Consider the following 14149-nt stretch of genomic DNA (forward strand, 5'->3'; position numbering starts at 1 on the left):
GCATGTACGACGACGGTCCCGACCCGTTCGGTGCCTTCGGTCAGGAACCCTTCGACGACGAGGAGTTCGACGACGGTGGGGGCGAACAGGGCGACGACGGCGGGGAGTTCGACGACGGACTCCTGGAGGAGGAGCTGCGGCAGGCCGCTGCCGTCCTGGACCCGGTCCCCGCCGAGCTGCTCCAACTCGCCATGGACGCCTACGCCTTCCACGACCTCGACGCCCGGCTCGCGGAGCTCACCTTCGACTCCCTGGTCGACGCGATCCCGATCAGAGGAGCCACGGACGTACCCCGCATGCTCACCTTCACCGCGGGCGCCCTCAGTATCGACGTGGAGGTGACGAGCGAGGGCCTGATGGGTCAGGTGATGCCGCCCCAGGCGGCCGGCATCGAGGTCCTCGGCGGCTCCCAGCTCCTGCGCCCCACCACCCTCACGGCCGACGCCATGGGCCGCTTCGCCGGCGACACACCCCCGGCCGGCCCCTTCGCGCTACGGCTGCGGGCCGGCGGGGAGGTCGTCGTCACGGAGTGGCTGCGGGCGTGACCGCCGGTCCGCGAGGACGGAGTGCGCTACGCCTCCGTCCTCGCGCACGAGCCGCCTACCAGGTCACCGGCAGCGTCTGCGGCCCGCGGATCATGGTCTTCCGGCGCCAGACGATCTCCTCGGCGGGCACGGCGAGTCGAAGCCCCGGGAGGCGGTCCAGCAGGGTGTCGACGAGGAGTTCGGTCTGGAGCCGGGCCAGTACGGCGCCGGTGCAGTAGTGCGCGCCGTTGCCGAGGGCCAGGTGCGGGTTGGGATCGCGGTCGACGTCGATGCGGTCCGGGTCCGGGAAGACGGCCGGGTCGCGGTTGGCGGCGAGATAGGAGACGTAGACCGGGTCGCCCGCGCTGATGCGCAGGCCGTGCAACTCGACGTCCTCCAGGGCGATCCGGGCCAGCCCGACCGAGGAGCGGTGCGGAATGTAGCGCAGGAGTTCGTCCAACGCGGCACTCCGTGACTCGGGTTGGCCGCGCAGCCGCTCCAGCAGGTCGGGGCGGGTGAGCATCAGGTACAGCATCTGGCCGCAGTTGTGGGTGACCGCCTCGCCGCCGATCTGCAGCGGGCCCGCCACGCCGGCCGCCTCCGGCTCGCTGATCTCGCCCCGGGCCACGGCGTTGCCCAGCAGGGAGTACACATCGGTGCCCTTGCTCCCGGCGCGGGCGCGGATGGTGTCCGTGATCCACGCGTACATGCCGTTCTTGGCGCGGTCGGCGGCCTCGGCGCCGCCGGACGTGGAGATGATCTGCCGCGTCCAGGCGTGCACCTGGTCCCGGTCCTCGTCGGGCACGCCCATGACCTCGCTGACCACGGTGATCGGGAAGGGCTCCAGGACCCGCTCGATCAGATCGGCCGGGGGCCCGTCCGCCACGACGCCGTCCACCAGCGCGTCGAGCAGTGACTGCGCCCGCGGCCGCAGCCGCTTCATCGCACCGACCGTGAACGCGCCCGCGATCGCCCTGCGCAGCCGGTTGTGGTCCGGCTGGTCGGCGAACGCCAGTGAGCCCGGGCGCGGCTTGAAGTGCGGTGCCATGCGCGTCACTTGACGCGTGGTGACCTCCGCGCGGCCGAACCGCGGATCATTGGTGATCATCTTCACGTCGTCGTAGCGGGTGGCCAGCCACGCCCAGCCCTCGCCGTGCGGCAGCCGGATCCGGTTCAGCGGGCCCTCGCGCATCAGCTCCGCGAGGACCGGGTCGAACTCCGTCCCGGTCAGGTCGAGCGGGGGCCAGTCCCGGACGGGGGGCGGGGCCTGGCCGGTCAGCGTGGTGGTCTCCTCGGTCATGCCGTCCACCCTCGTACGCTTCCGGCCGCCTGTCCTGCGGGGCTGCTCCAGCCGGAGGTCAGTCGCTCACGGCGGTCACGAGCGCCGCCAGCGCGGCGGCGAGCCGGGCGACGCCGGGGCCGTCGGGCAGGCCGCCGGGCTCCGTCATGTACGTGTCCCGGCGGATCTCCACCATCAGGGCGCCGACGGCCGGCTCCTCGCCGTAGAACTCCAGCGGGACGTAGACCCCCCGGAACGGGCTGTCGAGCCCGGTCTCCCCGCACTCCGCGAACGCCTTCCGTGCCGCCGACAGCAGTGCGGGCGGGGTGTGGACGGTGTCGGTGCCCAGGCAGACGGCCGGCCGGGGGTCGGTGCCGTGGAGTTCGTAGGGGAGCGCGGCGGTGGGGTAGGAGTGCAGGTCGATGAGGACGGCCCGGCCGGTCGTGGCCAGGCGGTCGGCGACGGCCTCCGTCATCGCGCGGGCGTACGGCCGGAAGTAGCGCTCGACCAGCGGACCGGGGTCGTGGTCGGCGGGCCGTAGGTCGGCGTGGTGCGTGGTGCGGGTGTAGACCGCGCCCATGCCCACGGAGAGCATCTCCTCCCGCTCGTCCGGGAAGCGTTCCGGATCGACGACCAGACGCGACAGTCGGTTCACGAACCGCCACGGGGTGAGGGCACACGCGCGTGCCGCCTCATCGGCGATCCGGGCCGTGTGACTGTCGGTGATGTGGTCCAGCTCGCGCTCCAGCGCCGGGTCGTCCAGCAGGAGGTCCGCGCGGACGTCGGCCGGTATCTCCCGCGCGGAGTGCGGCACATGAAGGATCACGGGCGAGTCTGCGGCGCCGGGCAGCAGCTCGAAGGACGGCGAGGGCGGCGCGGAGGGATGGGACACGGGCGGCTCCCCGGGGCGTTGTCAGTGGCGTGGTGCAGGATCAAGGTATCCGCATCGACGATCACGGACCGGGGGAGCACGACCGTGCCTGTCGGCAACGAGCAGATCACCGGGCGCCCCGCCGACGACCCCGGAAGCCGAAGGGTCAGGGCAGCACGAGCGGTGCCGGCCGGTTCGTTCCCCGGGGCGGCGGCACGGACACCGTCTGGACCCGCACGTCGAGCAGGGAGTGCCGGCAGTCGTACGACGGCGCCGTGTCGACCAGCACGCGATAGACGACCTTGGTGCCACAGCCGATCCGGCCCGGTCCTATGCGCAGCTCCGCACCCCTGATCCGGGCCGGCGGGGCCTGCGCCGCGCTCGGCTGGGACTCGGAGCCCAGCAGCTCGACACAGGGCACGCCCAGACACACCCGGAACGGCTCACCGCGGTCGAACGCGCTGCTGGCGATGTCCCGCCGCCCCGGATTGGTCAGCACCACCGTGACGACGTACGGGTCGCTGAGCAGGGTGCCGTTGCGCCGGATCTCCAGACCCGCGCCGATGTGCCGGTCCACCAACGGGGCATGGTCCACGCTGTAGTTGAGGCGCCGACGAGGATGGGCGGCTCTGAACGCGGCCCAGATCGCACCGCAGCCCACGATGACGGCGACAGCGACTCCGGCCGCCGTCCAGAACGCCTCCAGCGTGTAGAAGGCGCCGGACGCGACGGGCAGGGACGTCGGGGTGACGGGCAGGGAAGCGGAGACGGCGGCCATGGACGGCCCTCCGCTCAGGAGCGGTGGACGGGATCCCCGCCCGCCGCCGTGTCGAGGAACCTGCGCCACTCCCGCGGCGCGAAGACGAGGGCGGGGCCGCCGGTGCGCTTGGAGTCCCGGACGGCGACGACAGCGCCGACGGCGGCGACCTCGACACACGCGCCGTTGCCCGAACTGCGGCTGCTCCTGCGCCAGTCGGAGGAGTCGAGGACGGCCTGCGGTATCCGTCGTCCGTGGGGTGTGCTCATGGTGCGTGTATCTCCCTTGCTATCCGCTCCAGCGTCGCGGGTGTGTCCTGCGGGTCCGGAGCGGCGGCCCGCACCAGGTCGAAGGTCTGGATGAAGGTGCGCACATCGCGCTCCCGCTCCAAGTACACGTTGCCTGCGATGGAGTTGATGTAGACGACCGTGGGCATCCGGGGTTCGAACTCCATGAGGGAGAACGTCCCCGCGAGGGCCGCGTGGGCGCCCTTGGCGGTCGGCATGACCTGGATCGTCACGTTCGGCAGCGCCGTCGCCTCGATCAGATGCTCCAGTTGGGCGGCCATGGTCTCCTTGCCGCCGACGGGGCGTTGCAGGACGCTCTCCTCCATCACCACCCACAGCTCCAGCGGGTCCGGTTCGCGGGTCAGCAGCTCCTGGCGCTCCTTGCGGAAGCGCACCAACTGGTCCACTTCGGAAGGCTCGTTGGGCCGGACGGCCGCGATCACGGCGCGCGCGTACTCCTCGGTCTGCAGCAGACCGTGCACGAACGTCGGCTCGTACGAGCGCAGCACGCGGGCGTCGGCCTCCAGCCCCGCGTAGGTGGCCATGCCCGAGGGCAGCACCTCGCCGTAGTGGGTCCACCAGCCCTGCTGCTGCGCGTCCTTGTGGATCTGCATGACCGTCTCGATCCGCACCGGATCGGTCACTCCGTACCACTGCAGCAGATCCCGGACGTCCCGCGCCTTGATCGGGGCCTGTCCGGTCTCCACCCGGCTGATCTTGGACATGGAGCACTCGAGGTGTGTCGCCACGTCCTCGATCCGCATCCCCGCGTGTTCCCGCAGCCGCCGCAGCTCGGATCCGAGCTGGCGGCGCCGTACCGTCGGGCCGGCGGCCGTGGCCATCGCCTCACCCCTCGCAGTCGCCCGGCTGAAGTCTTGCTCCATGCAAGTGTGCCCCAGCGCCAACGGCCTTGTACCACTGGTGACTTCGTTCGAGACATTTGGCTCACGCAATTGCGTGGAGGAAGTCTCTCGGTCGCCAAGTGCGCCCGTCAGCGCGTGTGTTGGCCTGCGGGACACAGCCGGGAATGCCGTAGCCCCGGCTGGGAACGTCGTGGCCCCGGCCGGGAGAACCCGGCCGGGGCCACGACGTACACATGGCTCGCTGCGTCAGCTCAGGGAAGCCAGCGCCTCGTTCCACGTCGTCGACGGGCGCATGATCTTCGCGGCCTTGGCCGGGTCGGGCTGGTAGTAGCCGCCGATGTCGGCCGGGCTGCCCTGCACCGCGCCGAGTTCCTCGACGATCTGCTGCTGGGCGCCCGCGAGGGTCTCGGCGAGCGCGGCGAAGGCCTTCGCGAGGTCCGCGTCGTCGGTCTGCGCGGCCAGCTCCTGCGCCCAGTACAGGGACAGGAAGAAGTGGCTGCCGCGGTTGTCGATGCCGCCGACGCGCCGGGTCGGGGACTTGTCCTCGTTGAGGAAGGTCGCCGTGGCGCGGTCGAGGGTGTCGGCGAGGACCTGCGCGCGGGCGTTGCCCGTGAACGTCGCGTACTGCTCCAGGGAGGGGACCAGCGCGAAGAACTCACCGAGCGAGTCCCAGCGCAGGTAGTTCTCCTTGACGAGCTGCTGCACGTGCTTCGGGGCGGAGCCGCCGGCGCCCGTCTCGAAGAGGCCGCCGCCCGCCATCAGCGGGACGACCGACAGCATCTTGGCGCTGGTGCCCAGCTCCAGGATGGGGAAGAGGTCGGTCAGGTAGTCGCGCAGCACGTTGCCCGTCACCGAGATGGTGTCCTCGCCGCGGCGGATGCGCTCCACCGACAGCTTGGTGGCCTCGACCGGGGCGAGGACGCGGATGTCCAGGCCCTCGGTGTCGTGCTCCGGCAGGTACGCCTCGATCTTCTTGATCAACTGGGCGTCGTGCGCGCGGGTCTCGTCCAGCCAGAACACCGCCGGGTTGCCGGTGGCACGCGCACGCGTGACGGCCAGCTTCACCCAGTCCTTGATCGGGGCGTCCTTGGTCTGGCAGGCACGGAAGATGTCGCCCTTGGCGACCGACTGCTCCAGGACGACATCGCCGGCCTGGTCGACGAGGCGGACCGTACCGGCCGCCGGGACCTCGAAGGTCTTGTCGTGGGAGCCGTACTCCTCGGCCTTCTGCGCCATCAGGCCGACGTTCGGCACCGAGCCCATGGTGGACGGGTCGTAGGCGCCGTTCGCGCGGCAGTCGTCGAGGACGGCCTGGTAGACGCCGGAGTAGGAGGAGTCCGGGAGCACCGCGAGGGTGTCCGCCTCCGCTCCGTCCGGGCCCCACATGTGGCCGGAGGTGCGGATCATGGCCGGCATCGAGGCGTCGACGATCACGTCCGACGGCACGTGCAGGTTGGTGATGCCCTTGTCGGAGTCGACCATCGCGAGCGCGGGGCCCTCGGCGATCTCCGCGTCGAAGGACGCCTTGATCGCGTCGCCCTCGGGCAGCGCGGCCAGGCCCTTGAGGATGCCGCCGAGACCGTCGTTCGGGGAGAGACCGGCCGCGGCGAGCGTCGCGCCGTACTGCTCGAAGGTCTTCGGGAAGAAGACGCGGACCACGTGGCCGAAGATGATCGGGTCGGAGACCTTCATCATCGTGGCCTTGAGGTGCACCGAGAACAGGATGCCCTCGGCCTTGGCGCGGGCGATCTGCGCGGTGAGGAACTCACGCAGCTCGGCCACGTGCAGCACGGAGGCGTCGACGACCTCGTCCTTGAGGACGGGTACGGACTCGCGCAGCACGGTGGTGGTGCCGTCCTCGGCGACCAGCTCGATGCGCAGCGCACCGGCCTCGGTGATCGTCACGGACTTCTCGGTGGAGCGGAAGTCGTTCTCGCCCATGGTGGCGACGTTGGTCTTGGAGTCGGAGGACCAGGCACCCATGCGGTGCGGGTGGGTCTTGGCGTACTTCTTGACCGAGGCGGGGGCGCGCCGGTCGGAGTTGCCCTCACGCAGGACCGGGTTGACCGCGGAGCCCTTGATCTTGTCGTAGCGGGACTGGATGTCCCGCTCCTCGTCGGTCTTCGGGTCGTCCGGGTAGTTCGGCAGCGCGTAGCCCTGCTCCTGCAGCTCGGCCACGGCGGCCTTGAGCTGGGGGACGGACGCCGAGATGTTCGGCAGCTTGATGATGTTGGCCTCGGGCGTCTTCGCCAGTTCGCCCAGCTCGTGCAGGGCGTCCGGGATCCGCTGGTCCTCGGTCAGGTACTCCGGGAACACGGCGATGATGCGCCCGGCCAGCGAGATGTCCCGCGTGGTCACGGCGACACCCGCCTGCGAGGCGTACGCCTGGACCACCGGCAGGAAGGAATACGTCGCCAGGGCCGGGGCCTCGTCAGTGTGCGTATAGATGATGGTCGAGTCAGTCACCGGTGCTCCGCTCCACGTCTGCAACATTGCTCGACATCAAGATATCTCGTGATGCGGTCCCACTCGACAGCGGTCCGTCCGCACTGCGCGAACACCTGTCCGTCGATCAAGGGCAACCGTTCGCCCGGCCCCGTGGTCAGTAAGGGGTGGATCACCTTCACTGACCGACGGCCGGAGCTGACCACCCGGCCGCCCGAGCGAAAGCGGATCATGAGAAATCGCACCAGAGTGACGGCCCCGGTGGCCGCCCTGATCGGTACGGCCACAGCACTGACCGTGGGTTCCCCGGCCTTCGCGGCCGGACGGGGGAACGCTGACGAGGCGAACGGAGATGGGACGACCGGACGGGGATACGGCGGCGAGGGCGCCGAGACCCTCGGCGACCCGGTGTACCCGAGCCTCGGCAACGACGGCTACCGCGTCCGCTCCTACGACCTCGACCTCGCCTACGACGCGACGACGAAACTCGTCGACGGCACGGTCACGATAGAACTGCGCACCACCGAGTCCCTGACCCGGTTCTCCCTGGACGCCCTCGGCCTCGACATCCACGAGGTCCGCGTCCAGGGCCGTAGGGCCGACTTCGAGCAGGCCGGCGAGAAACTGCGGATCACGCCCGCCAGGACGCTCCCGGCGAAGGCCCGGGTCACCGTCTGCGTGGAGTACTCCGCCGACCCGGGCCGCGCCGCCGCGCCCACCGGCGGCTGGGTCGTCACTCCCGACGGTTTCGCGGTGTGCGGCCAGCCGAACCTGGCGCACACCGTCTTCCCCTGCAACGACCACCCCAGCGACAAGGCCGACTTCACGTTCCGGATCACCGTCCCGGACGGGCTGCGCGGGGTCGCGAACGGTCAACTGGTGCGCACCGAGCGGCTGGACGGCGACCGGACCGCGTTCGGCTACCGCTCCCGCTCACCCATGGCGACCGAGCTGGTGCAGATCACGGTCGGCGACTACGTGATCAAGGACCGGCGGGGCCCGCACGGCCTGCGGCTGCGGGACGTGGTGCCGACCGCGCGCGCCGCCGCCCTGGAACCGGCGCTCGCGCTGACGCCGGGCCAAGTCGACTGGCTCGAACAGCGCCTGGGGGCCTACCCGTTCGAGACGTACGGACTGCTGCCCTGCAACTCCGACGCCCCGAATGCCTTCGACTTCACGGGACTCGAGACCCAGACCCTCACGCTGTACAAGCCGAACTTCCTGCTCCAGGAGGAGAGCAAGATCGGCTCGCACATGATGCACGAGCTGGTCCACTCCTGGTTCGGCAACAGCGTCAGCCCCGCCACCTGGGCCGACCTGTGGCTGAACGAGGGCCACGCCGACTTCTACGGGCTGCTCTACCGCTACGAGCGCGGCTGGGCCGACTCCCTCGGTCTGACCACGATGGAAGCCCGCATGAAGAACACCTACGCGCGCGGCGACCAGTGGCGCCACGACTCCGGCCCGGTCGCCGCCCCGAACGCGGTCAACCTCTTCGACAGCCAGCGCTACTTGGGCGGCGTCCTCGTCCTGTACGCCCTGCGGGAGTTCATCGGCGAGGACACCTTCCACGCCGTGGAGCGCGCCTTCCTCGCCCGGTACCGCGACTCCGCGGCGACGACGGAGGACTACATCGCCGTCGCCTCGAAGGTCTCCCGCCAGGACCTGTCCGGCTTCCTGCGGGACTGGCTCTACGGTACGGCGACGCCGCGCATGCCCGGTCATCCGGACTGGACGGTGACGCCGGTGAACCCGTCCCTCACCGCCCCGCACAGCCGGACCGACGGGCACTACCGCGACAACTCGGCGACTCTCTAAGCCAGTTGATCCGTCAGTCGAGCCGGGTGGAGGGGACTTCGCCCGGCTCGTCCTCCGGGATCCGCTGCTGCGGTATGGCGATGGACCCCTGCTGGAGCGCCACCGTCCGTGTCGGTGCCGGAATGCGGATGCCCTCGTCCCGATACCGCTTGTGCAGGCGCTTGATGAACTCGTGCTTGATACGGAACTGGTCGCTGAACTCGCCGACACCCAGGATCACCGTGAAGCCGATCCGGGAGTCGCCGAAGGTGTGGAAGCGGATCGCCGGTTCGTGCTCCGGGATCGCGCCGGTGATGTCGGTCATGACCTCGCCGATGACCTCCATGGTCACCCGCTCGACATGCTCCAGGTCGCTGTCGTAGCCGACGCCCACCTGGACCAGGATCGTCAACTCCTGCTCGGGACGCATGAAGTTGGTCATGTTCGTCTTGGCGAGCTGGCCGTTCGGTATCACGACGAGGTTGTTGGAGAGCGCCCGTACGGTCGTCTGGCGCCAGTTGATGTCCTCGACGTACCCCTCCTCGCCGCTGCTCAACTTGATGTAGTCGCCGGGCTGGACGGTCTTCGAGGCGAGGATGTGGATGCCCGCGAACAGGTTGGCGAGCGTGTCCTGAAGAGCGAGCGCCACGGCGAGGCCGCCGACGCCGAGGGCGGTGAGCATCGGCGCTATCGAGATGCCCAGGGTCTGGAGCATCACCAGGAAGCCGATGGCCAGGACCAGTATCCGGGTGATGTTGACGAAGATCGTGGCCGAACCGGCAACCCCGGAGCGGGAGTTGGTGACCGCCCGGACCAGACCCGCTATCACCCGGGCCGCCGACACCGTCACGGCGAGGATGATCAGCACCTTGAGGCTCTGGTTGACCTGGTGCTGGACCGTGTGCGTCAACGGCAGCACCGCCCCCGCGGCCGCCGCGCCACCGGCGACCGCCGACCACGGCAGCGCGGTCCGCAGGGCGTCCACCATCACGTCGTCGCCGCTCCAGCGCGTACGGTCGGCGTGCTTGCCGAGCCAGCGCAGCAGCACGCGCAGCAGGAAGGCCGCCAACAGGCCCGAGGCCAGGGCGATTCCGGCGAGCATGAAGTCGTCCAGGGTCGGCGTGCGGTTCATCGGTCACCTCCGGGGAGAGAAGCCACGGCGAAGAGGGCCGCCGAAGGCCGGATGTGAAGTGTCGTCACGTTGCCACCTGCTCGAATTGCGGGCATTGCCGGAGTTGCCATCGCGCCGGCCGGGCGGACCCGTGCACCGACGCGACCGCTCATCCTGCCGTATCGGGGAGGGGAGTTCGTACCTGGTCCGGGGCTGTGAGCACGACTTTCGGACGATTCCCTTTGCCGCCGTGGACCTCGTCGCCCGCGACCCACGAAGCGTCGTGGCCGGCGTCCGGGAACCGGGTGGTCATGCGGGTGGCACGTTCTGGTTCGGTCGCGAAGGCGGTGTCCTCGCCGAGTCCGGCATCCCGGCAGAGACCGGGGCCGGCCGTCCACGAGCGCGGGACATACAGTTCCCGATCCACCGCCGCGTGCCCGCTGCGACCGGCGTAGACCAGGTGGACGGCGACCGGTGTGTTGTCGATCCTGCCCGCGGTGCCGATGTATTGGCGCTGGACGCCGACCGAGCAGGTGCTGCATGCCGTCCGGGGCGGTCTCCCCGGCCCACTCCGCGATGGTCCAGCAGTTCTTGCGCGGCAGGTCCGACAGCGGCCCGAGCACCAACTTCCGGACCCGGCGCCGGGGTTCGACCCGCAGCCATCGCCTGAGCACTTGTTGTCTTCACAGACCACGATGACCACCGGTGGCCGCACAGTCCGTGCAACCGGCTGTCCCTCTGAAATGAGCACATGCCGGCCGGTGGGTCTCGTATGGTGAAGACCATGCGGATCACTGTGCTGGGGGGCTGTGGTGCGTGGCCGTCGGCCGGTCTGGCGTGCAGTGGTTTCCTCGTGGAGCACGAGGGCTTTCGGCTCGTCGTCGACCTCGGATACGCCGCCCTGCCCCGGCTGTTGGAGCATACGGCTCCGCACGGCGTCGACGCGGTGCTGATCAGTCATGGGCACCCCGACCACTGTGCCGACCTGAACCCGCTGCTGCGGGCCAGGGCCCTGGACGACGACCCGCCGCCCGCACTGCCGGTCTTCGCCCCACCCCGGGCTCTCGATGCGGTCCTCGCCCTGGACCGGCCGGGAATGCTCGACGCCTCCTACCTGCTGCACGAGTTCACACCGGGCGCGCGGTTCGAGATCGGTCCGTTCGAGGCAGCCACGCGGCTGTTGCCGCACTGGGTGCCCAACGCGGGCATCCGGCTGACGGCCGGCGGGCAGCACCTGGCCTACACCGGTGACACCGGGCCGTGCCCCGACATCACGGACCTGGCGCGGGACGCCGATGTACTCATTGCCGAGGCCACCTATGCCGAGGAAGTGCCCGAGCACTCCGCGCAGTACCTCTCCAGCGCGCGGCAGGCCGGCCAGTACGCCGCTCAAGCGCAGGTGGGTCGCCTCTTGCTCACCCATCTATGGCCCGGATCGGACCCACATGCCTCCGTGGACGCTGCCCGCCGCGCATACGAAGGCGGCATCACGGTCGCTGACAGTGGTCTCGTCATCGACCTCCACCGAGACATCCAGGTCCATCGCCACGCCGAACAGGACCGGTGAGACCACTTCCCGAGACCGGACACCCACACCGAACTTGCAACCACTCTGCCCGTGCGACCGGCGGAACGTGCGGGCCCTCGCGGACTACTCGCGTCGCTGATACTCCGTACCGGGAGGGAGAAGGCATCCGAGTTGTTCGAGATAGTCGTACGTCCTGCTCGGCAACGCACTGTTCGCCATCGATGTCCTGAATTGCTCCAGGATGCGTGAATATCCTTGGATCGGGGCGTCTCCGGTGTTGAACGCGTACCACCATTGACCGTTCAGATACTTGGCGAGTTCACCGGCCAGGGCACCATCCCGATCCAGCCCGGAAAGACGGCACACCAGGTCTCGTAAATCGAGTACGTCCAGCGCGTGCTCCATGATCTGCCGCGGTGTCATGGCAGGCACTCGCCTGCCGGTCGCGTTGATCGTCGAATAGGCAATCGGGCTGTTTGAATGAGGCGAGGTCCATACGCGCGCATTGGCAACGTAACCTAGGACGCTGATTTCACCCATCGCCCCCGACACACGGACGCCCGGTATTCGTGCGACCGAATACATGCCTTCGGAAACTCCTTCGCTCTCGTTCAGCACCCGTAGACCATCCTCGTCCACGAAGAGCACCCGGACATTGATCTCGACGCCCTTGCTGAACGGACTGCCCATGAGGAGTTCGCCGTACATATAACCTTGGCCATGGAGTCCGCACGCAACGACGTCGGCGTCTGTGAGCCTGGCGGACAGCACAGGAATGGCCTGGTTGGCATGCGCTCCGTACCCGTAGTTGAGGAGCTTCACCTCAAGGGTGGCAGGATTCCGATTGGCACCGTAGGCCAGCACCGGAAAGCGCTCGGAGAGCGGCGGGAGCCCGGCGTCCGCCAGAAAACGGTCGATCGGCACCGTGCGGCCACCGTGCGTGACCTCATACCCCTCATCGGACCCTGACTCCATGACCGGAAGTACCGAGCCGTCGAAATACAGGTAGTGACCGGTGGGGCAATCGCCGGGATAGCTCTCAGGGAAACGCCGGGCCGGAACCCAGGCTCTGGATGACGATGGCTGCTGCTTGTCACCGCCCCGGGGAGGTCCTGGGGCGGATCCGGGTGAGTTGCTGGGCACGAGCGGCTCCTGAAGCAGGTTGTGGGACATCACCACAGCACCGGTGATCAATCGGCACCGGTTCGCCCCCACGCCCATCCAAGACGGTACGTAGCATCCACGTGCAGCCATGTGCCGGTCTTGGGTACGACCCGCCAGTACAGAAGCCGGCCATTTTCGACAATCAACGGTCTGTCACTCCCGTTCACAGGCTTGTATGGACTGCGTTCTCCGATTCGGAATTCACCCGACGCCAAGCGGCAGGGCTTGCCCTGAGGGAAGAAGACGAAGATCGTCAATGATCGGATCGGCCGCTCGATATGGGTACAGAAATCCTCCTCTTCGGCGCCGTCAAATGCGCCCGTGAAGGTCATTTCGTTCGTGATTCTGGTTGTACTGCTCACCGCCAAGTCGGGGAGCGGAACCGAGATGACCTTGGCCACCGGGAAGTGGGTCGACTCGTAACTGGCTATGGAATGATTTCCGGTGTGGCTGGCACATCGGCCCTCGATATTGCCCCTCGAGGCATACCGGAAGACCATCCCATTGCCTTTGTCCGATTCTCGGCGAATCAGATACGAATCAGACAGGATTGCTGTCCCGGGATTCCTTTGCGGATCGTCTGCGCTACTTTCGGTGAGATCCAGGATCTTGGCCACGTCCTGCACCGAGAAGGAGGCGCTCTCGTGCATGTCCCGGAATTTGATCGATTCATGCCTTGGCATCCGGATACGGGAGTCGCTCCACGAGCGCTGCAGAAGCGCGGCGAAAATCGTGGCGACTGCGGAGAGAATGCCGAGCGAGACCGCGAGAATCATCGCCGCCCCGTCACATGCGGCGCACTGCTCACCGAAGCCTCGACGGTATCGGTTTCAGTGGAGAGCGCAGCAGGGACAGCCGATAAGTGATCCTTGACCAGCATGAACATTCCCCCCGAGGAAGCTTTAAGTTCACGTATTCCGAGTCGGCCACCCATTGCGAGCGTCGCGATCGTAGCGCACCGGGCTTCCTGTAGGAACGGCCGTTGGCCGGTCGAGATCAAGAAGGCCTACTGCATCGCCGTGATCAAGACCAACCAGTGTGCCGCCTCCGGGGCGGGGCACGGACGCCGTGAGTCCCGCTCGGTGAAAAACCTGCGCCGTCACCGACCGGCTCGGCGGAATCGCCTTCCCTCACGCCCGCCCGGCCATCCGCGTCCACCGCCGCCGCAAGCGGACCGGCCGGCGCGAGACCCGTGAGAGTGTCTGCGCCGGGACCGCACCACAGGCCATGGCAACCCTGCGCAACTCCGCCATCGGCGTGCTGAAAACCCTCGGAGGCGACAACATCGCCAAGACCACCCGAGCGATCCGCGACGAGCCCCAAGGAGCACTCCCCGTCCTGGGCATCACCAACAACCCGGACAGCTACGGAACTTGATCAAGGCCTGCAAGGGAGCCGTGTACACCCCGTGGCACCTGAGAGCTGCCGAGGTTGAACTCGTAGTGCCGTGGAGCAGGCACGGTGCCGGTGAGAACCTGGCCCTGATGACCGGTCCCACAAAACGAGAGGGCGCACCGGGACGG

At 68.7% G+C, this 14149-nt stretch carries 13 protein-coding genes and 1 pseudogene; 4 read left to right on the top strand and 10 right to left on the bottom strand.

Annotated features, from left to right (window positions below; translation table 11 throughout):
- The first annotated feature begins 2 nt into the window (after positions 1–2).
- Positions 3–545 carry a hypothetical protein gene (locus OG223_RS45790; RefSeq protein ID WP_329262611.1) on the top strand — a complete coding sequence of 181 codons (543 nt, stop codon included), beginning with the start codon at positions 3–5 and terminating at the stop codon, positions 543–545.
- Between the two features lie 55 nt (positions 546–600).
- Here OG223_RS45790 and OG223_RS45795 read toward each other — a convergent pair whose 3' ends face one another.
- The 6 genes from OG223_RS45795 to OG223_RS45820 all read right to left on the bottom strand — a co-directional run bounded on the left by OG223_RS45795 (position 601) and on the right by OG223_RS45820 (position 7047).
- Positions 601–1824, bottom strand: a complete 1224-nt coding sequence (locus tag OG223_RS45795; RefSeq protein WP_329262612.1) for a cytochrome P450 — start codon at positions 1822–1824, stop codon at positions 601–603.
- Between the two features lie 58 nt (positions 1825–1882).
- Positions 1883–2695 (bottom strand): N-formylglutamate amidohydrolase, encoded by an 813-nt coding sequence (locus tag OG223_RS45800; protein ID WP_329262615.1) that lies wholly within the window; start codon positions 2693–2695, stop codon positions 1883–1885.
- A gap of 145 nt (positions 2696–2840) precedes the next feature.
- A complete protein-coding gene (locus tag OG223_RS45805; protein WP_329262617.1) occupies positions 2841–3452 on the bottom strand; it encodes a hypothetical protein in 612 nt (203 codons plus the stop codon).
- Positions 3453–3466: 14 nt separating this feature from the next.
- Entirely contained in the window at positions 3467–3700 is a 234-nt protein-coding gene (locus OG223_RS45810) for a DUF397 domain-containing protein (RefSeq protein ID WP_329262618.1), read from the bottom strand.
- The gene (locus OG223_RS45815; RefSeq protein ID WP_329262620.1) at positions 3697–4560 is read right to left on the bottom strand and encodes a helix-turn-helix domain-containing protein; all 864 of its coding nucleotides are present in this window, start codon (positions 4558–4560) and stop codon (positions 3697–3699) included. The genes OG223_RS45810 and OG223_RS45815 overlap by 4 nt, the downstream gene beginning before the upstream one ends.
- 267 nt (positions 4561–4827) lie before the next feature.
- Positions 4828–7047, bottom strand: coding sequence for an NADP-dependent isocitrate dehydrogenase (locus OG223_RS45820; protein ID WP_329262623.1), 2220 nt, complete (start codon positions 7045–7047; stop codon positions 4828–4830).
- 210 nt (positions 7048–7257) lie between these two features.
- Here OG223_RS45820 and OG223_RS45825 point away from each other — a divergent pair, with 210 nt between their 5' ends.
- Positions 7258–8844, top strand: a complete 1587-nt coding sequence (locus tag OG223_RS45825) for a M1 family metallopeptidase (protein WP_329262625.1) — start codon at positions 7258–7260, stop codon at positions 8842–8844.
- A 13-nt stretch (positions 8845–8857) separates the two neighbouring features.
- Here OG223_RS45825 and OG223_RS45830 read toward each other — a convergent pair whose 3' ends face one another.
- Both OG223_RS45830 and OG223_RS45835 read right to left on the bottom strand, forming a co-directional pair.
- Entirely contained in the window at positions 8858–9955 is a 1098-nt protein-coding gene (locus tag OG223_RS45830) for a mechanosensitive ion channel family protein (RefSeq protein WP_329262628.1), read from the bottom strand.
- 226 nt (positions 9956–10181) lie between these two features.
- Positions 10182–10608 (bottom strand): annotated as a pseudogene (locus OG223_RS45835) (transposase); the annotation flags it as partial.
- A 110-nt stretch (positions 10609–10718) separates the two neighbouring features.
- Between OG223_RS45835 and OG223_RS45840 the strand changes: the two are divergent.
- Entirely contained in the window at positions 10719–11501 is a 783-nt protein-coding gene (locus tag OG223_RS45840) for an MBL fold metallo-hydrolase (RefSeq protein ID WP_329262630.1), read from the top strand.
- A gap of 84 nt (positions 11502–11585) precedes the next feature.
- Here OG223_RS45840 and OG223_RS45845 read toward each other — a convergent pair whose 3' ends face one another.
- Together OG223_RS45845 and OG223_RS45850 are read right to left on the bottom strand one after the other, a co-directional pair.
- A complete protein-coding gene (locus tag OG223_RS45845) occupies positions 11586–12605 on the bottom strand; it encodes a hypothetical protein (protein ID WP_329262632.1) in 1020 nt (339 codons plus the stop codon).
- A gap of 47 nt (positions 12606–12652) precedes the next feature.
- On the bottom strand, positions 12653–13402 hold the full coding sequence (locus tag OG223_RS45850; protein ID WP_329262634.1) for a hypothetical protein: 750 nt from the start codon (positions 13400–13402) through the stop codon (positions 12653–12655).
- A 451-nt stretch (positions 13403–13853) separates the two neighbouring features.
- Between OG223_RS45850 and OG223_RS45855 the strand changes: the two genes are divergently transcribed.
- On the top strand, positions 13854–14003 hold the full coding sequence (locus tag OG223_RS45855) for a hypothetical protein (RefSeq protein ID WP_329262636.1): 150 nt from the start codon (positions 13854–13856) through the stop codon (positions 14001–14003).
- Positions 14004–14149 lie beyond the last annotated feature (146 nt).

The sequence above is a fragment of the Streptomyces sp. NBC_01478 genome, assembly GCF_036227225.1.
Classification (GTDB): domain Bacteria; phylum Actinomycetota; class Actinomycetes; order Streptomycetales; family Streptomycetaceae; genus Streptomyces.